Below are 21803 nucleotides of genomic sequence, written 5' to 3'. Positions count from 1 at the left end.
GTGCGCCGTTCGCGGCAGGGGCAGGATGCCCCTTCCGCGAATCCCGTCCTATTCGCGGACCCGGAGCGCGCAGCGCGGAGGGCGCGCAGTAGGGTGTGTTTCTTTTGGTTACTTTTCTTTGCACAAGCAAAGAAAAGTGACTCGCTGCAGGCGAAAGCTGTTGCCTTTGCTTTGGCGATAGCGATAGCGATAGCGATAGCGATGACGATGGAAGAATCATTGTAGGAGCGGCTTCAGCCGCGACACCTTCCTGACAGAATCAGTCGCGGCTGAAGCCGCTCCTACAGAGACGCTGCTCTACGCAGCCGCGTCCTGCCACCACGCCAGCAACTCCGCGCAATCGGCGAAATGCAAATCGGCCAACGCCGGCCACGGATTGTCCGCATGCAGCAGCACCGTGGTCGCCCCGGCATCGCGCCCGCATTGCAGGTCGTATTCGTGATCGCCGAGCATGACCAGCGCATGCGGCGCCACGCCCCAACGCGCAGCAAGCTGCTGCAACCCGCCAGGATGCGGCTTGGGCGGCGCCTCGTCGCGGCCAAGAATGCTGGCGTCCTCGAACAGATGCTCCACCCCGATCGCGCGCAACGTCACCCGCGCCAGTTCCTGCGCATTGCGGGTCAGCACCGCCAGCCGGCAACCGGCCGCATGCAACGTGCGCAACAATGCCGGCGCGCCGGGTGCGGCGACGGCCTCCAACGCCAACGCGCGTTCGTGCTCGAGCAGCCAGGCATGCTTGGCTGCGCCCTCCTCCGCCGGCAGCGCAGCCAGATGCTGCAGGATGTCGGCCTGCGGCGGAATCTGCAGCTCGCGGCGGATCAGTGCGAAATCGTGCACCGCACGGGTCAGCGTGCCGTCCATGTCGAACACCCAGTGCCGCACCTGGCCCAGGCGCGCGCCGGGCGCCGCCGCGTTCAATCCCATCCGGGCATCTGCGACCCGTCCAGGCCGCCGGTCTCGAACACCGCGGTGCGGGTGCCGCCGGCCTTCACCGGAAACTCGATCTGCAGCACCGTGGTCTTGCGCGCCAGCTTCCACAGCGCCTTGTCGTCGCTGATGAACATCGCGATCGCCTCGTCGGTATTCGGGCGCCACGCCGCGGCCGCGCGCGGCGCGGCATCGTCGGCCTTCAACTGCACCTTGCAGCCGCCGGCGCAGCGGAAATCGCCGGCCTGCAGCACCAGGTAGGCGCTGCGCTTCCATTCGGGATGGTCGCGGAACACCAGCTGCACCGGCTTCGGGCCGCTGCCGTCCACATCGACCTTGTCGCGGCTGTACAGCATCGCCGAGCGCTGCGTGCCCTTGCCGGCCGGCACCTGCGAATATTCCCAGGCCGCCTGCATGCGCCGCAGCTCGCGCGCCGCCTCGCCCTTGGCCTTGACCTCGGCATAGCCGGGCTCGATCCGCTCGGCCGCGTCCGAACCGGGATACTGCTCCAGCAGCGCCGCGCCATGGACGCGCGCCAGGTCCCAGTTGCCGGACTTCACCGCGGCATCGTATTGCTTGGCCAGATCGTCGGCGGCCTGCGCCTTGGCCTGCGCTTCGGCCGCGGCCTGCGCCTTGCGCTCGGCCTCGTGGTCGCCGCAACCGGCCAGGGCGACGGCGCACAGCGCGCCGAGCAGAATGCGTTTCATCGGGGGACTCCTCGTTGGATCAAGTGATCGATCGCCTGCGCGACCTCGGCCGGCTTCTCGACGATGGACATGTGGCCGCTGCCATCGAGCAGCACCTGCAGCGCCTGTGGCACGCGCTGCGCATACAGCGACAGCGCGCTGGCATCGATCACCGCATCCTGCACGCAGTTCAGCAGCAGCGCCGGCTGGTGGATATGCGCGGCTTCCTCGAACGGCAGGAAGGCCTCTTCGCTGCGTCCGATCCGCGCCAGCACCTGCTGTTCGAAGCCGGCCTCGCTGCGCCGCCAGGCGACGACCGACGACACCGCCCAGGACGGAATGCGCGGCTTGCTCGGCTCCAGCAGGAACACCGTGTCGATGTAGCGGCGCAGCGAGTCGGCGTCGTACACCGCGAACGGATTGTCGCCGTCCAGCACCGCCTGGCCAAAGGCGTTGTCGGCGAAACGCACGCCGGCGGCATTGAGCAGGCCGACGCGATCGAACAATTGCGGATGGCGCGCGGCGGCCAGCGCGGCGATGCCGCCGCCCATCGAATGCCCGACCAGCACGCATTCGCTGCCGGTACCGCGCACGCACTGCGCGGCGAACGCGGCCACGCGCTCGGCCTGTGCGACGAAGCCGTAGTCCTGCCCGTCGATGCGCTGGCTCTCGGCCCAGCCGGGCAGATCGGGAATGAACAGGTGATAGCGATCGCCGAGCGCGCGCGCCAGCGGCAACCAATTTTCCTTGCTGCCGGTGAAGCCGTGCACCAGCAGCAGCGCAGGGGCGGCGGGATCGGCCGCGGCGCGGTGCAGGTAGGTCCAGCGGTGCCCGGCGACCTGCGCCTGGCGGCGCCGTAGGCCGCTGCCGCGGCGCAGGCGCAGGCCTTCCAGGCGCACCAGCAGGAACGGCTTGCTGCGCACCACCAGCACCACGCCCACCAACAGGGCCAACCCCACGGCCAGCGCGGTGAACGCCACCAGCAGCAACAACAGGATCAGCAACATGGAAGAGCCGGGAACCGGAAACGGGCCATGCGCCTACCTTCGCATGCGGCCCGGTTTGCGCCAAGTCCTGCGCACGGGCGCAGTGCGCCCGGATCGGCGTGCCGCAGGTACTGCGCGGCGGCAGTCGCCGCCGCGCAAACGAAAAACGGCGCCGGGACTGCTCCCGGCGCCGCGATCCGCGCCGCGCGTTCGCGCAGCGCCGCCTCAGTGCGCGGCGGCGCCCTTGTCGGCCTTGGCCAGCATGTCTTCCACCGACACCGTGGTGATCGGGTGGTAGCCGGGCTTGGCCTGGGCGAAGATCTGCTTGGCGAAGGCCAGCCCGTCCGGGGTCTTCACCAGCTCGGCGTAGATCGGCAGGATCAGCTTGCGGCGGCCGACGCGGGCGATGAACTCGCCGGCGGCCGGGCGCGCTTCGGCGTAGCCGCTGCGGATCGCCAGCGGATACCAGCGCATCGCGATCTCGCCGTTCGGGGTGCCGGTGAAGTGGTAGGCGGCGTCGACCTGCTTGAGCTGCTCGGGCTTGAGCGTGGCGCCCAGGCCGCTGAGGAAGCGCGTCCACTCCTGCGTGCTCCAGGCGTCGGTGACCTGCTTGCCCGGCAGCGTGCCGCTGCCGGCCCAGGCGATGCGCGCGGTATCGACCATCGCGAAGTTGCGCGAACGCGCCTTCTGCGCGAACGCCGGGATGCCCGGCTCGTCCAGCCACGCGTGCAGCTCGGCCTCGCTGACCGCATCGGGCTTCTTGGCCAGCAGGTTCTTCTTCAGATAGTCGACGAACTGGTCGGTGTTGGCGCTCTGGAACGCGTGGTCGTCGAACCAGCCGCGCAGGAACGCATCGAAGGTGGCGCGGCCGAAGCGCTGTTCCAGGAACTGCAGGAACCAGGCGCCCTTGACGTAGGCGACCTGGCTCAGCGCATCGTCCGGATCGCGCTCGGTCAGCGCCGGCAGCGCCAGCGCCTGGTCGGCCGGGCTCATGTCCTTGACCTCGGCGAGCAGGTCGGTCTGGTCGATCTCGCGCTCCATCTCCGCCGCTTCGGCGCCGTACAGCGCTTCGGTGATGCGCGCCTGCACGTAGGTGGTGAAGCCTTCGTTGAGCCAGATGTCCTTCCAGCTGGCGTTGGTCACCAGGTTGCCGGACCAGCTATGCGCCAGCTCGTGCGCGATCAGCGACACCAGCGACTTGTCGCCGACGATCACGGTCGGGGTGGCGAAGGTCAGGCGCGGATTCTCCATGCCGCCGAACGGGAACGACGGCGGCAGCACCAGCATGTCGTAGCGGCCCCAGCGGTACGGACCGTACAACGTCTCGGCGGCGACGATCATCTTCTCGGTGTCCTCGAACTCCTTGGCCGCCTTGTCGGCCATGGTCGGCTCGGCCCACACGCCCGAACGCGCGGAGATCGGCTTGAACACCAGGTCGCCGGCGGCGATGGCCAGCAGGTAGGACGGGATCGGCTGCGGCATCTTGAACGTGTAGTCGCCGTCGCGCGCCGCCTTCGGGTCGTTGTCGGCGCTCATCAGCACCATCACGTCCGGACGCGACACCACGTGCGCGCTGTAGGTGAAGCGCACGCTCGGCGTGTCCTGCAGCGGCACCCAGCTGCGCGCATGGATCGCCTGCGACTGGCTGAACATGAAGGGCAGTTTCTTGCCCTCGGTCATCGACGGCTCCAGCCACTGCAGGCCCGAGGCGGTCGCGGCGGTGTGGTAGGCGATGGTGACCTTCTGCGGCTGGTTCGGCGCTTCGATGGTCAGCTTGCTGCCGTAGATCTTGTCGGCCGGCGCCAGCGCGTACTGCAGCGGCGCCAGATTGCCCTTGCCGTCGTCGCCCTGCACCTGTTCGATGGTCAGCTCGCGCGTGTCCAGCAGCAGCTGCTTGGCGTTCTTGTCCTTCCAGTCCAGCGTATAGGTGGCGGTGCCGCCGATCTGCTTGCTGTCGAAGTCCAGCTTCAGGTCCAGCGCCAGATCCTTGATCACGACCTTGCCCGGCTCGGCGTAGGAGCTTTCGTCGTGGCTGCGGTCGGCGGGTTTCACGGCGGTGGACGCGGGCTTGGCGGCGGGAGCGGCCGCATCGGGCGCGGGCGCTTCACGGGAACACCCGGACGCGATCACCGCGGCCAGGGACAACAACAGGAACGGGGAACGCATGGCGGACAGCACCGGTTCGGGGAAACCCGCAGTTTACCTTGAAGGCTGGGATGACCAGCCATTCGGCTGTGGAAAAGCGGGGATTCGGGAGTGGGGATTCGTAAAGCGGAGCAGTCCGCGCTTCACCAATCCCGAATCTCCAATCCCAAATCCCGCTTTTTAAATCTTGTAACCGGAATGGATCGCCACGATGCCGCCGGTCAGGTTCTTGTAGTGGCTGCGGGCGAAGCCGGCCTCGGCCATCATGCCCTTCAGCGCGTCCTGCGGCGGATGCTTGCGGATGCTCTCGGCCAGGTACTGGTAGCTGTCGGCATCCTTGGCGAACAGCTTGCCCAGGCGCGGCAGGATCTTGAACGAATGGAAGTCGTAGATCGGCTTGAACCAGTCGGCGGTGACCTCGGAAAACTCCAGCACCCGCGCCTGCCCGCCGACCTTCAGCACCCGGTACATCTCGCGCAGCGCCGCGTCCTTGTCGGTGACGTTGCGCAGGCCGAAGGCAATGGTGACCAGGTCGAAGCTCTGGTCCGGGAACGGCAGCGCCTCGGCGTTGCACTGCACATAGTCCAGGCCCGCGACCAGGCCGCGGTTGGTCAGCCGGTCGCGGCCCACCGACAGCATGCCGGCGTTGATGTCGCCCAGCACCACCGCGCCCTCGTCGCCGACCCGCTCCTTCAGCAGCGCGGCGATATCGCCGGTACCGCCGGCCAGGTCGAGCACGCGGTCGCCCGGCTTGACCTGCGCGGTGGCCACGAAGTAGCGCTTCCAGGCCCGGTGGATGCCCAGGCTCATCAGGTCGTTCATCAGGTCGTAGTTGCCGGCGACCGAGGTGAACACCTCGCCGACCAGCTTCTGCTTGTCCTTGGCGGCGACGTCGCGGAAGCCGAAATGGGTAGTGCCGGACTTGTAGGGGGATTCGCTCATGGCGGGGATTATCGCACTGCTGGCGCGGTCGTGGCTTGCGGCGGGTGGTCGCACCCGACCTGGGCCGCCAAGCCGGTGCCGACCACGCCCGAGGCCACGGATGCGGGCCGCTGCCAGCCTGGCGTAGCGGCCTCGCGCGCTTGCCGCCGCGCCGCGCGCCCGGTCCCCGGCCGGCCACGCGACGCGGTCGAACGTTTCCGCACTCAGAACTTCAGCACCACGCCGAAATCCACCCCCTCGATGCCGTAGCCGCCGGCATCGCCCCGGCCCAGGTCGGAGGAGGTCTGCTCGTTGCTGTAGGCGATGGTACAGGTGCCGTTGGCGCCATTGCTGATTCGCGCATAGTCGGCATAGAGGTAGGCTTTTTCGGCCAACGTGTGCTGGTAGCCGACGCCCCACTTGGAACAGGTGTTGTCCACGTATGCGGAGTCGCGGCGGCTCCAGGCGGCCTTCCACAACCCCTTACTGCCCATCGGCACGGTAGCGCCCAGCAGGTAGCCCTTGTGCTCGTGAAAGTAGCCCAGCGCGGCAACGTCGAAGGGCTGTTCGATGTCGATACGCTCGTAGAACCCGTGCAGCTTGAGCGGGCCGAAATCGTAGCTGGCGCCGAACAGGTTGATCCTGAGCCGGGTCAGCCCGGGCACCGCGTTCCACCATTCTTCCTCATGGTCGTAACCCAGGCTCAGCGGTCCGTGGCTATAGCCCAGGATTACCGCGTACAACGGGCTGCGGCTGTCGTGGTCGCTGACGCTGTTGATGTTGGGCGTATAGGCGAAGGTGGCGTTGAGTCCTTGCCAGGTGGGCGTGACGTACACCACCGCTTCCTTGGCGCGGGTGAGCACCAGCTGCACCGACCCCGCGCTGGCGACCGAGCGGCCCTTGAACGGGTCGTATTGCTTGAGCAGCGACGCGCGGCCGCCGTCCACGGTGCCGGCGAGCAACGTGCCCCATTGGCCGGTCGCGCCCAGCCACGAATGCCGGTTGTAGAAGGTCTTGCCGCCGCTGCCGTCCTCCTTCTGCCCAGCCAGGTTGAACCCGAACTCGGCTTCGCCGATGAGGCGGGTGCCGTTGCCGAGGTCGTAGCCGAGCTTGACGCCGACATTGCTGCCATCGGGCCCAGCCGCACTCTGCACGTCGTGCTCGCTGCCCATGTCGGGCACCGCGCCATTGCCGCCGCGGCGACCGACATAGCCCACGTCCAGCGTGCCGTACAGGCTGACGCTGGCTTTACCGTCGTCCCAGTGCAACCCCTGCGCCTGCGGCTCCTGCGCCAGTGCCTGCGCCGCGCCGCCCGCCCCTGCGATGGCCATGGCCACGCCCACAACTCCTTTCCACATCGTATTGCGCATCGCGTGTCTCCCGTAGAACGGACAACAACGTCTATGCAGCAGGGCGTACGCCGAGCCGGCGATGTGGGGGGTGGGGTAGAGCGTTCATAGCCCTATTCGGGCGGCAAGTAAAGCGGCCCCGCCGGGCACCGACCTGCGCCGGCATCGACGCTGCGCGCGCCAGGACGGCACAGCGACGATCGCACGCGCCTCCCTGTGCTGCCGCGGCGCAGGTGACAGCCAGCGCGGCCGTGCGCACTATGGCCCTCTCCCACCTCGGAACCGCCTGCGATGCTGACCACGCCCGACTACCGCGCCCTGCTCGACACCGCCATCGCCGAGGCCCGCCAGGGCCTGGCCGAGGGCGGCATCCCGATCGGCGCGGCGCTGTACCACAACGACGGCCGCCTGCTCGGCTGCGGCCACAACCGCCGCGTGCAGGAAGGCGACCCGTCGGTGCACGGCGAGACCGATGCGTTCCGCAAGGCCGGCCGCCAGCGCCGCTACAAGGACACCATCATGGTCACCACGCTGGCGCCGTGCTGGTACTGCAGCGGCCTGGTGCGGCAGTTCAACATCGGCACCGTGGTGGTCGGCGAATCGGTGACCTTCCAGGGCGGCATCGACTGGCTGCGCGAGAACGGCGTCACCGTGATCGACCTGCACAGCCAGGAGTGCATCGACCTGCTCGGCGGCTACATCGCGGCCCATCCGGACGTGTGGAACGAGGACATCGGCGAGGACTGAGCGCGCGCCGCGGTCATCCAACCCCGGGGAGTCGGCCTGCCTGCGCTATTTGTAGCGAAGCCTGCGCCGGATCGGGCCGGGCCCGGATTCATCGCCGTGCAATGCCGGCGTGCTGGACTGGTCGCCCTGTCCGCGCCTGGAGACCCGCCATGTCCACCCGCCTGCCGCGCCTGCGGCTGCTCGGCCTGATCCTCGCCGCCGCCGCCGGCTGCGCCACCGCCGCGAACCAGCGCGATGCCTGGGTGGTGCAGCAGATCCACGACTACAACCACCCCTACGCGGCGCAGCAGGCCGAGCTGGACACCAAGATGGCGACGATGGCCGGCAGCGCCTACGCGTTCTATCGCGGCACCGACCACCTGTTCTACCAGGACATGACGACCTTGCCGGCGTCGCTGTGGACCAGCCCGCAGACCGGCTACACCTGGCTCGGCGGCGACACCCACATCGGCAACTTCGACGCCGCGCGCGACAGCAGCGGCAAGGCGGTGTTCCAGGTCGCCGACTTCGACGAAGGCCACCTCGGCCAGTACGTGTGGGACCTGCGCCGGCTGGCGGCGAGCATGGTCCTGGCCGGGCGCGACAACGGCCTGTCCGACAGCGACATCGGCAGCGCGATCGACACCATGGTCGGCGCGTACCTGGACAAGATCGGCGACTTCAAGGGCAGCGACGCCGAGAAGAGCTTCAAGCTGTCCACGAGCAACACCAGCGGCGTGGTGGCCAAGGCCATCGACAGCGCCGACGGCAAGAGCCGCAGCAGCCTGCTGGCCAAATACACGGTGGTCAGCGGTGGCAAGCGCAGCTTCCAGAGCCTGGACAACCTGGTCGCGGTGGACAGCGCCACCGCCTCGGCGGTCGCCGCGGCGATGAACGGCTATGTGGCCTCGATCGCGGCATCCAAGCGCCATGCGTCCAGTTACTACACGATCAAGGACGTGCGCCAGAAACTCGGTTCGGGCACCGGCAGCCTCGGCCGGCAGCGGCTGTACGTGCTGATCGAAGGTGCGAGCAGCGCGACCATCGACGACGTGATCCTGGAATGGAAGCAGGAAGGGGCCAGCGTGGTCGCCGTCGCCGCGCCGTCGCAGATGCCCGCCTCCAGCTACGACAACCACGAAGGCGAACGCGTGGCGCGCACCGCCAAGGCGCAGACCCTGGATGCCGACGTGCTGATCGGCTACGCCAGCGTCGCCGGCGTGCCGTTCTACGTGCACGAGAAATCGCCGTTCCAGGAAGACCTGGACCCGACCGCGCTGGGCAGCGCCGGCAAGCTGGCCACCGCCGCCACCTACCTGGGCCAGGCGCTGGCCTCGGCGCACGCGCTGTCCGACCAGGACTACGACCCGGCCGTGGTCGGCTACAGCATCGACAAGCAGATCGACGCGGCCGCCAGCAGCAAGAGCGGACTGAAATCGGAGCTGCGCCAATTCGCGTTCGACTACGCCGCGCAAGTGCAGCTGGACTGGCAGGGATTCGTAGCCGCGTACCAGGCCGGAACGCCGCTGTACTGAGCGCGGCGGTCACCGCAGAGGAAACCCTGTAGGAGCGGCGTCAGCCGCGACAGGCACTGTCGGTAAAGCGTCGCGGCTGAAGCCGCTCCTACAGGGTTCCGGGGGACCTCCGCCTGCAGACGCCTACAGGGTTCCGGGGGACCGACGCCTGGCAGGCTTTCGTGTGGCCGCACGCAGCCGGAAGCGCCGCTGTGCTGCGCGCTGCGCAGGCGCACTTTGTTCCGGCTCCGGTTTGCCGATAGACCTTCTGTGGGAGCGACTTCAGTCGCGACGAAGCTTTCCCGGGAAAGCCCGTCGCGACTGAAGTCGCTCCCACAACTTTATTGGCCGCAAGCGATTATTTGCAGCACTGTGGCGCCGGCTCACCTGCGCCCAGCCGGCCGCCACGACTACAGGATGTAGCGGCTCAAGTCCGGATCCTGCACCAGTTCGCCCAGGTGCGCATCGACGTAGACCGCATCGACGGTGACGCTCTGCCCGTCGCGATCCGGCGCCTCGAAGCTCAGCGTATCGAGCAGGCGCTCGAGCACCGTGTGCAGGCGCCGTGCGCCGATGTTCTCCTGGCGCTCGTTGACCAGGAACGCGATCTCGGCAAGGCGCTCGATCGCATCGTCGGTGAAGCTCAGGGTCACGCCTTCGGTCAGCAGCAGCGCTTCGTACTGCTTGCTCAACGCCGCCTTCGGCTCGGTGAGGATGCGGATGAAGTCTTCCTTGGACAGCGCCGACAACTCGACCCGGATCGGGAAGCGGCCCTGCAGCTCGGGGATCAGGTCGCTGGGCTTGGCCAGGTGGAACGCGCCGGAGGCGATGAACAGGATGTGGTCGGTCTTGACCGTGCCGTACTTGGTGCTGACGTTGGAGCCTTCGACCAGCGGCAACAGGTCGCGCTGCACGCCTTCGCGCGACACGTCACCACCGGACGCCCCGGCCTCGCCGCGCTTGGCGACCTTGTCGATCTCGTCGATGAACACGATGCCGTGCTGCTCGCAGGCTTCGATCGCCGCGGCGCGCACGTCTTCCTCGTTGACCAGCTTGCCGGCCTCTTCCTCGATCAGCAGCGGCCGCGCCGCCTTGATCGTCAGCTTGCGCGACTGCGACTTGCTGCCGCCCAGATTCGAGAACATCTGCCGCAGCTGCTGGCCCATTTCCTCCATGCCCGGCGGGGTCATGATGTCCATGCTGACGTTGACCGCCACGTCCAGTTCGATCTCGCGCTCGTCCAGTTCGCCGGCGCGCAGCATGCGCCGGAACTTGCTGCGTGTATCGTTGTCCTGCGCCGAAGGCTCGTTGCGCGCGGCCTCCGGATCGAAGCCGATGCCGGCGCTGCGCCGCGGCAGCAACGCGTCGAGGATGCGGTCTTCGGCGCGTTCCTCGGCCTGGGTGCGCACGCGGGTCTTGGCCTGTTCGCGATACAGCTTGACCGCGGTGTCGGCCAGGTCGCGCACGATCTGCTCCACGTCCTTGCCGACGTAGCCGACCTCGGTGAAGCGGGTGGCCTCGACCTTGACGAACGGCGCGTTGGCCAGCGTCGCCAGGCGCCGCGCGATCTCGGTCTTGCCGACGCCGGTGGGACCGATCATCAGGATGTTCTTGGGCATCACTTCGTTGCGCAGCGCATCGGGCAGCTGCATGCGCCGCCAACGGTTGCGCAGCGCGATCGCCACCGCGCGCTTGGCGTCGTGCTGGCCGACGATGTGGCGGTCCAGCTCCTGCACGATTTCGCGCGGGGTCATGGTTGAGGTATCGGGATTTGGCATTGGGGATTGGGGATTCGTAGAAGCGGAATGGGAACGATCGATGCGTGTCGGGGCACAGGGAAAGGAGCGCTTCTGCGAATCCCCAATCCCCACTCCCGAATCACAGCTCCTCGACCACCACGTTGCGATTGGTATAGATGCAGATGTCGCCGGCGATATTCAGCGCTTCGACCGCGATGGTCTTCGCGTCGAGCTCGGTGTGGCCGAGCAGCGCGCGCGCCGCCGACAGCGCGTAGGAACCGCCGGAACCGATGGCGATGATGCCGTCCTCCGGCTCGATCACGTCGCCGGTGCCGCTGATGATCAGCGAGGTTTCCTTGTCGGCCACCGCCAGCAATGCCTCGAGCTTGCCCAGGCGGCGTTCGGTGCGCCAGTCCTTGGCCAGTTCCACCGCCGCGCGGGTCAGCTGGCCGTGCTTCTCGAGCTTGGCCTCGAACAGTTCGAACAGGGTGAACGCATCGGCGGCGGCGCCGGCGAAACCGGCCAGCACCTGGCCGTCGCGGCCGAGCCGGCGCACCTTGCGCGCATTGCCCTTCATCACGGTATGGCCCAGCGTGACCTGACCATCGCCGGCCACGGCGACATGGCCGTTGCGGCGCACCGACAGGATCGTGGTGGCGTGGAAAACATTGGGATTTTGACTGGGGTCCATGCGGCCTCCTGAGCGGTTCTTCAGGTGTGGGGGCATGCCGCCGCCCGTTCAAGCATCCGCTTGCCGATCGCCGCCGATCTTCGCGCGGCCCGGGTGCTCGGACTCCGGTTCGACGCCCCACAGCAGGTACCAGTCCTCACCCTGCAGCTCCAGCGGGTGCATGACGCGTCCGCTGCCGTTGCCGCAGGCCAGATCGTCCGCCGCGCAATAGCGGTCGCAGCCCCAGCAGATCCGCTCGGGATGCGCGGGTTTCAACGGAAAGGGTTTCGCCATCGACCTGCCTCGCTGCACGTTCGGCGGACACTCTCTGCGCTCGCAGCGGCGCGCGCCTTGATCCAGAACAAACGCGTGCGAACGCGCGACGGTACGGCTGCGTTCGGCCGTCAGGATTTGCGCTTGGCGCGCGGATGCGCGGCGTCGTAGACCTTGGCCAGGTGCTGGAAATCCAGGTGGGTGTAGATCTGCGTGGTGGCGATGTCGGCGTGGCCGAGCAGTTCCTGCACGCCGCGCAGGTCGCCGGAGGATTCGAGGATGTGGCTGGCGAAGCTGTGCCGCAGCATGTGCGGGTGCACGTGCTTGAACAGGCCCTGGCGCCCGGCCAGCTGCTTGATCCGGATCTGCACCGCGCGCGCCCCGATCGGCGCGCCGCCGCGGCCCGGGAACACCGGCGCCTCGGCCGCCGCCTTAGTCTCCGCCTGCCATTCCAGCAGCGCCTTGCGCGCGTGCGAGCCGACCGGCACCAGCCGCTGCTTGTTGCCCTTGCCGAGCACGCGGACCAGGCCGCCGGCGAAATCCAGGTCGCGCCAGCGCAGCGCGCACAGCTCGCTCAGGCGCAGCCCCGAGGAATAGAACAGTTCCAGCAGCGCGCGATCGCGCAGGCCCAGCGGCGCATCGGTCGGCACTTCGACCAGGCGCACCGCCTCGTCCGCGTCCAGCACCTGCGGCAGCTTGCGCGGCGCCTTCGGCGCGCGTAGCGCGGCGGCCGGGCTGGCGGCGATCTGGCCATGCTTGAGCAACCACGCATAGAAACTGCGGCACGCCGACAGGCGGCGCTGCAGGCTTTTGGGCGACAGCCCGCGACGGTGCTCGGCGGCGATGAAATGGCGCAGCTGCTCGGCATCGAGCGCGGCGAGGTCGCCACCGGCATTGTCCGCCGCCCACGCCGCCAACGCGGCCAGGTCGCGGCGGTAGGCATCCAGCGTGTGCGCGGACATGCGCCGTTCGACGTGCAGATAGCTGAGGAACCGGGATTGGGGATTCGGGATTGGGGATTCGGCATCGACAGCCGACGCATCGGTGCGCGCGTCGGCGCGCTTTTTCCTAGTCCCGAGTCCCGAGTCCCGCGTCCCGGCGCTCATGCGAAGCGCTGCAGCGCCACCGTCAGCGACTCGCCCATCATGCGCAGGAACAAGGTGCCCATGCCGGGGTAGAAGCGATTCGGATCGTGGCTGCCGACCGCAAGCAGGCCCACGCCCGGCAGCGGCAGCAGCGCGGTGGACTGCACTTCCTCGAGGCGCTCGCCGTACAGCAGCGCCTGCTTTTCCGGCTGCAGGCGGCCGCAGATCGGCTCGCCGTCCTTCAGGCAGTCGCGGAACGGCGCCAGCCGCGGGTCGTCCTGCGCCAGGATCTGCAGCCACGGCGCCTGCTCCAGCCCGGGCAGCGGCCGCAGCAGCACGATGCTGACCAGGTCGCCCTGGAAATCCTCCTGCAGCGACGCGGCCATCGCGCGCACGCTGTCGGCGGCGCTGGTCTGGCGCATCAGCGCCAGGGTCAGCTGATGGGTCCGCACCGCCAACCGCTCGTTGACCTGGGCATTGCCGGCCAGCTCGGACAGGCGCCGCGACAGCTCGCGGTTCTTGTCGCGCAGCACTTCCAGCTGGTAGCTGGCCAGCGACGCGGTCGGGCCGTCGTCGCGCGGCACCACCAGGGTCAGCGCCAGGTCGGGGAACTGTTTCAGGAACGCCGGATGCCGGCGCAGCCATGCGGCGATTTCGTGCGCGCCGATCTTGTCCTGGGTCTCGCTCATCGGATCCACTCCCCATCGAAAACGAATGCGGCCGGCCCGGACATCACCACCGGCGCATCGTCGTGCGGCCAGTGGATCCGCAGTTCGCCGCCAGGCAGCACCACGCGCACGTCGCGGTCCACGCGGCCGCGCTGGATCAGCACCGCCGCGGCCGCGCAGGCGCCGCTGCCGCAGGCCAGGGTCTCGCCGACGCCGCGCTCGTACACGCGCAGGCGCACATGGCCGCGGTCGATCACCTGGGCGAAGCCGACGTTGACCGAATCGGGAAACGACGCGTGCTGCTGCAGGAGCGGCCCCAGCCGCTCGACCGGGGCGGCATCGACCAGGCCCACTTCCAGCACCGCATGCGGATTGCCCATCGACACCGCGCCGAAGCGCACGCTGCCGCCCTGCAGCGGCAGCACATATTCCTCGCGCATGCGCGGGAAGCCGATCAGCGGCACGTTCTCCGGGGCGAAGCGCGGCACGCCCATCGCCACCGCGAACTGGCCGTCGGCGTTGCGTTCGATGCGGTGCGAGGCGAACGGACTGTCGATGACGAACGGATCGTTGCCGGCGGCGCCGTCGCGCACCAGCCAGGCGGCGACGCAGCGCGCACCGTTGCCGCACTGCCCGGCCAGGCTGCCGTCGGTATTCCAGATGCGGTAGCTGGCCACCGCGTCGGCGCTGCGCGGCGCCTCGATGGTCAGCAGTTGGTCGCAGCCGACGCCGAAATGGCGGTCGGCCAGGCGCACCGCCAGCGCGGCGTCCGGCGGCGGGGTGCCGTCGCGCAGATCGAGCACCACGAAATCGTTGCCCGCGCCCTGCATCTTGGAAAAGCGCAGGCGCGCCGCGACGCTGGCCTCACTCATTCCCATCGGTGGGCGTGGGGCTGGTGGCGTCGGTCGGCTGCTGCTGACCATCGACCGGCTGCGCCTGGCCGGCCGGATCGGTGGTGGCGGGCGGCGTCGCGTCGGGCGCGGCGGCCGGTGCGGCCTCCACCGGTACCGGCTTCTGCGGCATCACCAACGGGCCCTTGTTGCCGCAACCGGACAGCGCCAGCAGGGCGGCGCCGCACAGGGCGATACGGATCAAATGACGGAACGATGTGCTCATGCGCCGAGTATAGCCAGAAGGGCATGAACCGGCTGTGCCGCCGGCCACGCTGCGGCCAGCGCCGCCATGTCCGGCCGATGCGGATGCGCGATCCCGCTTCACGCGCGCGGCGGCGGCTCCGGGCGCAGCCACAGCCACAGCGCCACGCAACTCATGCAGCCGATCGCCACGACCTGCACCCACGGCTTGTGCACGAACAGCAGCAGCACCAGCGCGCACACCGCCATGGTCAGCGTGGCCATCCACTTGCCGCGGCGGCTGACCGCGCCGTGCGCCTCCCAATCGCGGATGCTGGCGCCGAACCGCGGATCCTCCAGCAACCGCCGGCGCAGGCGCTCGGAGCCGCGCGAGGCGGCATAGGCCGAAATCAGCACGAACACCGTCGTCGGCAACCCTGGCACGAAAATGCCGACGATGCCCGTGGCCAGGCTGACGTAGGCCAGCAGCCACCAGGCCCAGCGGAAACGGGAAGGGGGTTCCATCGACGCATGATAAAGCCGCGGCCGGGCGGCGATGCGGGCGATATGCGCCCTCGGCGCCCGCCTCCTGCGCGGGCGAATTCAGACGCGAGGAGCGGGATGGCACGCTTGCCGGGCATGATGCAGTCGGGGCTGAAGCCCCTCCCACAGTGCACCCCGGCCAGCGCTCGGCGCGCCATCCTTGTGGGAGCGACTTCAGTCGCGACGAACGAAGCCGGAAAGCCGGCCGGCTCCGGAACCGTTCTGTCGCGGCTGAAGCCGCTCCTACAGGGCGTGCGCTTGCTGGCCGGTTGCACTGTAGGAGCGGCTTCAGCCGCGACAGAACGCCGCCCCGGCCCGTCTTCTTACTTCGCCGCCTGCTCCACGCCCAACTGGTCGAGCATGAACGCGTACGACTCGGCCTGCTCGCGGTAGCGGCGGAAGCGCCCGGACTTGCCGCCGTGTCCGGCTTCCATGTTGACCCGGAACACGATCGGGCGGGTGCCGGTGTTGTCCTCGCGCAACTTGGCCACCCACTTGGCCGGCTCCCAGTACTGCACCTGCGAATCCCACAGGCCGGTACCGACGAACAGCGCCGGATACGCCTGGCGGGTGACGTTGTCGTACGGCGAATAGCCGAGCATGTAGTCGTAGTACTGCTTCTGTTCCGGGTTGCCCCACTCGTCGTATTCGTTGGTGGTCAGCGGAATGCTCGGGTCGAGCATGGTGGTGACCACGTCGACGAACGGCACCTGCGCCACCAGCACCCGGTAGTCCTGCGGCGCCATGTTCGCGATCGCGCCCATCAGCAGCCCGCCGGCGCTGCCGCCGGCCGCGGCCACGCGGTCCGGCGCCGCGTAGCCCAGCTTGACCAGGCCGCGGGTGACGTCGATGAAATCGGTGAAGGTATTCTTCTTGTGCAGCAGCTTGCCCTGGTCGTACCAGTCGCGGCCCATCTCCTGGCCGCCGCGGATATGCGCGATGGCGTAGACCACGCCGCGGTCGAGCAGGCTGACCACCGGCAGGTTGAAGTTCGGATCGGTGGACATGCCATAGCTGCCGTAGGCGTACTGGTACAGCGCCGCCGTGCCGTCCTTCTTGAAGCCCTTCTTGTACACCAGCGACACCGGCACCTTGACCCCGTCGCGCGCGGTCACCCACACCCGCTCGGTCTGGTACTTGTCGGCGTCGTAGCCGATCACCGGCTGCTGCTTGAGCAGCTTGCGCTCGCCGGTGCGGGTGTTCAGTTCGTAGGTGGTGGCCGGCGTGGTCAGCGAGGTGTAGCTGTAGCGCAGCCACGGCGTGTCCGGCTCGGGATTGACCGACAGGCCCATCGAATACGCCGACTCGTCGGCCTTGACGTACTCCTCCTTGCCGTCGGCGAAGTGCAGGCGGATCCGCTCCAGGCCCTCGGAACGCTCGGCGATGGCGGTGAAGCCGTCGAACAGTTCGAAGCCGTCGATGAACACCTTTTCGTCGTAGGGCAGCCAGGCCTGCCATTGCGCGCGCTTGGTGGCGCCGTCGGGCGCGGTCATCAGCGCGTAGTTCTTGGCCTTCCAGTTGGTGCGGATCACCCAGCGCCCGTCGAAATGGTCGGCGCTGTATTCCACATCGCGCTCGCGCGGTGCCAGCACCGTGAAGTGCTGCGGATCGGCGGCCGGCGCGTAGCGCTGTTCGGAGGACACCGTGCTTTCCACGCCGATGAGGATGTACTTGTCGTCGCGGGTGCGGCCCAGGCCCATGTAGAAGCTGTCGTCCTTCTCCTCGTAGACCAGCACGTCCTGCGCCGCCGGCGTGCCCAGCACATGCTTCTTGACGCGCACGGTGAGCAGAGTTTCCGGGTCGTTCTCGACGTAGAACAAGGTCTTGTTGTCGTCGGCCCAGACCACGTCCGGCGATACGCCAGGCACGCGGTCGGCGTAGATCTCGCCGGTGTCCAGATTCTTGAAGCGCACCACGTACTGGCGACGGCCGACGTCGTCCTCGGTCCAGGCCAGCAGGCGGTTGTCCTGGCTGACCACCGCATCGCCGACGCTGAAATAGCCCTTGTCCGCAGCCATGGCATTGACGTCGAGCAGGACCTCTTCCGCCGCGTCCATGCTGCCCTTGCGCCGCGCATGCACCGGATAGTCCTTGCCGCTCTCGAAGCGGGTGTAGTACCAGTAGCCGCGCTCGCGGTACGGCACGCTGCTGTCGTCCTGCTTGATGCGGCCGACGATTTCCTTGTACAGCGTGTCTTCCAGCGGCTTGAGCGGCTTCAGCACCTGGTCGGCGTAGGCGTTCTCGGCATTGAGATACGCCAGCATCTGCGGGTTTTCGCGTTTGTCGTCGCGCAGCCAGTAGTAATCGTCCTGGCGGGTAGCGCCGAACGGTGCCTTCACCGTGTGCGGCTGCTTGGCCGGATGCGGCGGGGTGGCGTCGGTGGCGAGGGCGGAAGCGAAGGGCGCGGTCATGAGCAGCAGAAAACTCGCTAGCAGGGAACGGTGATGCATCTAATGGGGCTCCGGCGGCAGTAACGCAACGGGACACGCCGCCCGGGCCGGGAGACGGCAGGCGTGCGGCGCGGCGCCGCACGGTGCCGGCCGAGTCTCCGCGCAACGCCGCATCCTGGCAAGCGCGCAACGATGTCCTGCCCGCGCTCCTCTATCATCGGGCCATGAACCCGCATCCGACCGCCCCCCGTACCACGCCGCAGGCGCTGCCCGCGTACAGCCAACGCAGCCGCGACATCGAACCGTTTCACGTAATGGCGCTGCTGGCCCGCGCCAACGAACTGGAACACGCCGGCCACGACGTGATCCACCTGGAGATCGGCGAACCGGATTTCACCACCGCCGCGCCGATCGTCGCCGCCGGCCAGGCCGCGCTCGCCGCCGGCCACACCCGCTACACCGCCGCGCGCGGGCTGCCGGCGCTGCGCGAGGCGCTGGCCGGGTTCTACCGGCAACGCCACGACGTGGACCTGGACCCGGCACGGATCATGATCACCCCCGGCGGGTCCGGCGCGCTGCTGCTGGCCAGCGCGTTGCTGGTGGATCCGGGCAAGCGCTGGCTGATGGCCGACCCCGGCTATCCGTGCAACCGGCATTTCCTGCGCCTGGTCGAAGGCGCGGCGCAGCTGGTGCCGGTCGGCCCGGACAGCCGCTACCAGCTGACCCCGGCCTTGCTGGACGCGCACTGGAATGCCGACAGCGTCGGCGCGCTGGTGGCCTCGCCGGCCAACCCGACCGGCACTCTGCTGGACCGCGCCGAACTGGCCGCGCTGGCGCAGGCGCTGCAGGCGCGCGGCGGCCACCTGGTGGTCGACGAGATCTACCACGGCCTCAGCTACGGCATCGACGCGCCCAGCGTGCTCGAGGTCGACGACGGCGCCTACGTGCTCAACAGCTTCTCCAAGTACTTCGGCATGACCGGCTGGCGGCTGGGCTGGCTGGTGGCGCCACGCGCGGCGGTGCCGTCGCTGGAGAAGCTGGCGCAGAACCTGTACATCAGCGCCTCCAGCATCGCCCAGCATGCGGCGCTGGCCTGTTTCCTGCCGGAAACCCTGCAGCTGCTGGAAGCGCGCCGCGCCGAATTCGGCCAGCGCCGCGACTATCTATTGCCTGCATTGCGCGCGCTCGGCTTCCGCATCGAAGTCGAACCGCAGGGCGCGTTCTACTTGTATGCCGACGTCAGCGCCTTCACCGACGACGCGCAGGCCTTCTGCGCGCATTTCCTGGAAACCGAGCACGTGGCGTTCACCCCGGGCGTGGACTTCGGCCACCACCGCGCGCGCCAGCACGTGCGCATCGCCTACACGCAGAGCCTGCCGCGGCTGCAGGAAGCGGTGGCGCGCATCGCGCGCGGGCTGGAACGTTGGGCGCGCTGACGCGAATCACTCAGTCGCTGCATCCCACCTTGTCGAAGAACTGCCTCGCACTGCGTTCGCGTTGATCCGCCGGCGTGCGATACCAGAGCAGTTCGCGCAATTCCGGCAGCAGGAAGTGCACAGGCGCCTCGTCGCCGCGCCGCGGCGCGCGATCCAGCAAGGTGTAATCGGCATCGGCACCGATGTATTCGGCATCGCCGAGCGGGCGTGGCCCACCGTCGGGGTCCGGCGGCCGCCAACCCGACACGGTCGGGTCGGTAATCGAGGCCAGCAGTTGGCGCCCGTCGCTGCCGCCGTCGGCAGGCAGGAACCAGTGCGCGCGACCGCTGCGCGCCGATTGCAGGCGCAATGCCAGATGCGTTGGCCACGCCGCGCCGGATTCCACCACGACGAAGCGCGCGGTGAGCGCGGGATCGCCGCGCAACGCATAGCGTGCGCGGTCCACAGTGCAATGGCCAGCCACGAGGGCCAGCGCCAGGTTCAGCAGCATCGCGGTTTCCCTTCGTGCCACGACAAGACGCAGGTCCGCTTCCCTGCCCGGAAGCGGACCGCAGCGGTCACTTGGCCAGCCGCTCCCACAGGAACCCGTACGCCAGCGCCTGCATATGCGCCGCCTGCGCATTATTGGCCGCGCCGCCGTGGCCGCCTTCGGTGTTCTCGTAGTAGCTCACGTCCTTGCCGGCATCGATCATCTTCGCCGCCATCTTGCGCGCATGGCCCGGATGCACCCGGTCGTCGCGGGTCGAGGTCAGGAAGATCACCGGCGGATAGGTCTTCTTCGGGTCGAACAGGTGGTACGGCGAGAAGGTCTGGATGTACTTCCAGTCGTCGGTGTCCGGGTTGCCGTACTCGGCCATCCACGAAGCGCCGGCCAACAGATGGCTGTAGCGCTTCATGTCCAGCAGCGGTACCTGCACCACCACCGCACCGAACAGCTGCGGGTACTGCACCAGCATGTTGCCGGCCATCAGCCCGCCGTTGCTGCCGCCCTGCACGCCCAGGTGCTTGGCCGAGGTGATCTTGCGTGCGGCCAGATCCTGCGCCACCGCCGCCATGTCCTCGTAGGCCTTGTGCCGGTTCTGCTTCAGCGCCGCCTGGTGCCAGCGCGGACCGTACTCGCCGCCGCCGCGGATATTGGCCAGCGCGTACACGCCGCCCTGGTCGAGCCAGGCACGGCCCAGGCCGCCGGAATAGAACGGGGTCATCGAGATCTCGAAACCGCCGTAGGCGTACAGCAGGGTCGGATTGCTGCCGTCGAGCTTGAGCTGCTTCGGCCGGACCAGGAAGTACGGCACCTTGGTGCCGTCCTTGGACACCGCGAAATGCTGCTCGATCGCGTCCTTGGACGCATCGAAGAAGCTCGGCATCGCCTTCAGCGTCTCGATGCTCTGCGGGCCGCGCTGCACGTCGGCCAGCATCAGCGTGGTCGGGGTCAGGAAATCGGTGGAGGTCAGCCACACCTGATCGTTCTCGTCGGCATCGACCGCATCCACGCTGGTGCTGCCGAAGGCCAGGTCGCCGACCGGGAACGGCGTGCGCGCCCACTCGCCCTCGCCCGGGGTCAGCACCCACAGCCGGCTCTTGACGTTGTCGAGCACGTTCAACACCAGGTGCGACTTGGTCCATACGAACGAGGCCAGCGACGCGGTCTCGGTCGGGGTGAACAGCACCTGGAACGCACGCTTGCCGGCCATGAAGTCGTCGAACTTGGCCGCCAGCAGCGCGCCGGCCGGGTAGGTCTTGCCGTCCACCGTCCACGGATCGCGCAGTTCCAGGGTCAGCCACTGCCGGTGCACGCGCTTGTTGGCCGAGTTGGGCGCCTCGATCTTGCTCAGGCGGCCATCGGCGCCGCGCACGTACATCTCGTCGTTGTAGAACGCCAGCGTGCGGCTGACGAAATCGCGCTCGTAGCCGGGCGTGTCGTCGTGCATCGCGGCGATATACATGTCTTCCGGCTTGCCTTCGTAGACCAGGCTCGCGCTCTGCAGCGGGGTGCCGCGCTTCCACTGCTTGACCACGCGCGGATAGCCCGAGCTGGTCATCGAACCGGCGCCGAAATCGGTGTACAGGTAGACGGTATCGGCGTCGATCCAGCCCAGGCCGCCCTTGGCCTCGGGACGGAAGAAGCCGTCCTTCACCCATTGCTTGGTCCCCAGATCGAACTCGCGGGTGACGTCGGCATCGGCGCCGCCGCGCGACAGCGCGATCAGGCAGCGGCGGTACTCCGGGCGCAGGCAGTCGGCGCCATGCCAGACCCAGTTCTCGCCCTCGGCCTTGTTCAGCGCATCCAGGTCCAGCACCGTCTCCCACTTCGGCTCGGGCTTGCGGTACTCGTCCAGGGTGGTGCGCCGCCACAGGCCGCGCTCGTGCTCGCGGTCCTTCCACAGGTTGTAGTAGTACGGGCCGATCTTCTGCACCGCCGGAATCTTCGCGTCGGAATCCAGCACTTCGCGGATGCCGGCCTCGCGCGCCTGGAAGCCCGGCTGCGCGGTCAGCCGCGCCTCGGTCTTGGCGTTCTGCGCCTTGACCCAGTCCAGCGGCTTGGCGCCGGTGACGTCTTCCAGCCAGGCATAGGGATCTTGGGGCATCGCGGTTTCCTTCGCCGCGGCGGTGCCGGAGACGATCAGTCCGGCGAGCAGGCAGGCATGGGCAAGAGAGGGCATGGGTCGGGT

At 68.5% G+C, this 21803-nt stretch carries 20 protein-coding genes; 3 read left to right on the top strand and 17 right to left on the bottom strand.

What is annotated here, in order from left to right; all coding sequences use genetic code 11:
• Positions 1-297 precede the first annotated feature (297 nt).
• From AB3X08_RS03710 to AB3X08_RS03685, 6 genes are all read right to left on the bottom strand, one after another.
• A complete protein-coding gene (locus AB3X08_RS03710) occupies positions 298-924 on the bottom strand; it encodes an HAD family hydrolase (protein WP_369936315.1) in 627 nt (208 codons plus the stop codon).
• Positions 915-1634, bottom strand: a complete 720-nt coding sequence (locus AB3X08_RS03705; protein WP_369936314.1) for a hypothetical protein — start codon at positions 1632-1634, stop codon at positions 915-917. Before AB3X08_RS03705 ends, AB3X08_RS03710 begins: the two co-directional genes overlap by 10 nt.
• A complete protein-coding gene (locus AB3X08_RS03700; RefSeq protein ID WP_369936312.1) occupies positions 1631-2620 on the bottom strand; it encodes an alpha/beta fold hydrolase in 990 nt (329 codons plus the stop codon). Before AB3X08_RS03700 ends, AB3X08_RS03705 begins: the two co-directional genes overlap by 4 nt.
• Positions 2621-2824: 204 nt before the next feature.
• Positions 2825-4765, bottom strand: a complete 1941-nt coding sequence (locus tag AB3X08_RS03695) for a M1 family metallopeptidase (protein WP_369936310.1) — start codon at positions 4763-4765, stop codon at positions 2825-2827.
• 159 nt (positions 4766-4924) lie between these two features.
• Complete coding sequence (gene ubiE / locus AB3X08_RS03690; protein ID WP_145703075.1) at positions 4925-5686, bottom strand: bifunctional demethylmenaquinone methyltransferase/2-methoxy-6-polyprenyl-1,4-benzoquinol methylase UbiE; 762 nt, start codon at positions 5684-5686, stop codon at positions 4925-4927.
• A 203-nt stretch (positions 5687-5889) separates the two neighbouring features.
• Complete coding sequence (locus AB3X08_RS03685) at positions 5890-6996, bottom strand: porin (RefSeq protein ID WP_369938406.1); 1107 nt, start codon at positions 6994-6996, stop codon at positions 5890-5892.
• 309 nt (positions 6997-7305) lie between these two features.
• Here AB3X08_RS03685 and AB3X08_RS03680 point away from each other — a divergent pair, with 309 nt between their 5' ends.
• On the top strand, positions 7306-7761 hold the full coding sequence (locus AB3X08_RS03680; RefSeq protein WP_369936308.1) for a nucleoside deaminase: 456 nt from the start codon (positions 7306-7308) through the stop codon (positions 7759-7761).
• A 149-nt stretch (positions 7762-7910) separates the two neighbouring features.
• Positions 7911-9275, top strand: a complete 1365-nt coding sequence (locus tag AB3X08_RS03675) for a DUF2252 domain-containing protein (protein ID WP_369936306.1) — start codon at positions 7911-7913, stop codon at positions 9273-9275.
• Positions 9276-9664: 389 nt separating this feature from the next.
• On the opposite strand, the gene hslU is transcribed toward AB3X08_RS03675, so the two are convergent.
• The 9 genes from hslU to AB3X08_RS03630 form a co-directional block, all read right to left on the bottom strand.
• Positions 9665-11032: an ATP-dependent protease ATPase subunit HslU gene (gene hslU, locus AB3X08_RS03670; protein ID WP_369936304.1), complete on the bottom strand. Its 1368-nt coding sequence runs from the start codon at positions 11030-11032 to the stop codon at positions 9665-9667.
• Positions 11033-11132: 100 nt separating this feature from the next.
• On the bottom strand, positions 11133-11684 hold the full coding sequence (gene hslV / locus AB3X08_RS03665) for an ATP-dependent protease subunit HslV (RefSeq protein WP_003465879.1): 552 nt from the start codon (positions 11682-11684) through the stop codon (positions 11133-11135).
• Positions 11685-11732: 48 nt separating this feature from the next.
• The gene (locus AB3X08_RS03660; protein WP_369936303.1) at positions 11733-11957 is read right to left on the bottom strand and encodes a DUF3079 domain-containing protein; all 225 of its coding nucleotides are present in this window, start codon (positions 11955-11957) and stop codon (positions 11733-11735) included.
• Positions 11958-12067: 110 nt separating this feature from the next.
• Entirely contained in the window at positions 12068-12898 is an 831-nt protein-coding gene (xerC, locus tag AB3X08_RS03655) for a tyrosine recombinase XerC (RefSeq protein WP_369936302.1), read from the bottom strand.
• A 140-nt stretch (positions 12899-13038) separates the two neighbouring features.
• A complete protein-coding gene (locus tag AB3X08_RS03650; protein WP_369936300.1) occupies positions 13039-13710 on the bottom strand; it encodes a DUF484 family protein in 672 nt (223 codons plus the stop codon).
• Positions 13707-14561, bottom strand: a complete 855-nt coding sequence (dapF, locus tag AB3X08_RS03645; RefSeq protein WP_369936299.1) for a diaminopimelate epimerase — start codon at positions 14559-14561, stop codon at positions 13707-13709. Before dapF ends, AB3X08_RS03650 begins: the two co-directional genes overlap by 4 nt.
• On the bottom strand, positions 14554-14805 hold the full coding sequence (lptM, locus tag AB3X08_RS03640; protein ID WP_369936297.1) for an LPS translocon maturation chaperone LptM: 252 nt from the start codon (positions 14803-14805) through the stop codon (positions 14554-14556). Before lptM ends, dapF begins: the two co-directional genes overlap by 8 nt.
• A gap of 98 nt (positions 14806-14903) precedes the next feature.
• Positions 14904-15287 (bottom strand): YbaN family protein, encoded by a 384-nt coding sequence (locus tag AB3X08_RS03635; RefSeq protein WP_369936295.1) that lies wholly within the window; start codon positions 15285-15287, stop codon positions 14904-14906.
• Positions 15288-15628: 341 nt separating this feature from the next.
• Complete coding sequence (locus AB3X08_RS03630; protein WP_369936294.1) at positions 15629-17755, bottom strand: S9 family peptidase; 2127 nt, start codon at positions 17753-17755, stop codon at positions 15629-15631.
• A gap of 164 nt (positions 17756-17919) precedes the next feature.
• Here AB3X08_RS03630 and AB3X08_RS03625 point away from each other — a divergent pair, with 164 nt between their 5' ends.
• On the top strand, positions 17920-19131 hold the full coding sequence (locus AB3X08_RS03625; RefSeq protein ID WP_369936292.1) for a pyridoxal phosphate-dependent aminotransferase: 1212 nt from the start codon (positions 17920-17922) through the stop codon (positions 19129-19131).
• Positions 19132-19141: 10 nt separating this feature from the next.
• On the opposite strand, the gene AB3X08_RS03620 is transcribed toward AB3X08_RS03625, so the two are convergent.
• Positions 19142-19621 (bottom strand): hypothetical protein, encoded by a 480-nt coding sequence (locus tag AB3X08_RS03620; protein ID WP_369936290.1) that lies wholly within the window; start codon positions 19619-19621, stop codon positions 19142-19144.
• Positions 19622-19688: 67 nt separating this feature from the next.
• On the bottom strand, positions 19689-21794 hold the full coding sequence (locus tag AB3X08_RS03615) for a prolyl oligopeptidase family serine peptidase (RefSeq protein ID WP_369936288.1): 2106 nt from the start codon (positions 21792-21794) through the stop codon (positions 19689-19691).
• Positions 21795-21803: the final 9 nt, after the last annotated feature.

It is taken from the genome of Xanthomonas sp. DAR 34887, from assembly GCF_041245805.1.
GTDB lineage: Bacteria > Pseudomonadota > Gammaproteobacteria > Xanthomonadales > Xanthomonadaceae > Xanthomonas_A > Xanthomonas_A tesorieronis.
The sequence above is the reverse complement of the archived record's forward strand: the minus strand, read 5'-3'. Positions and strand labels throughout refer to the sequence as shown.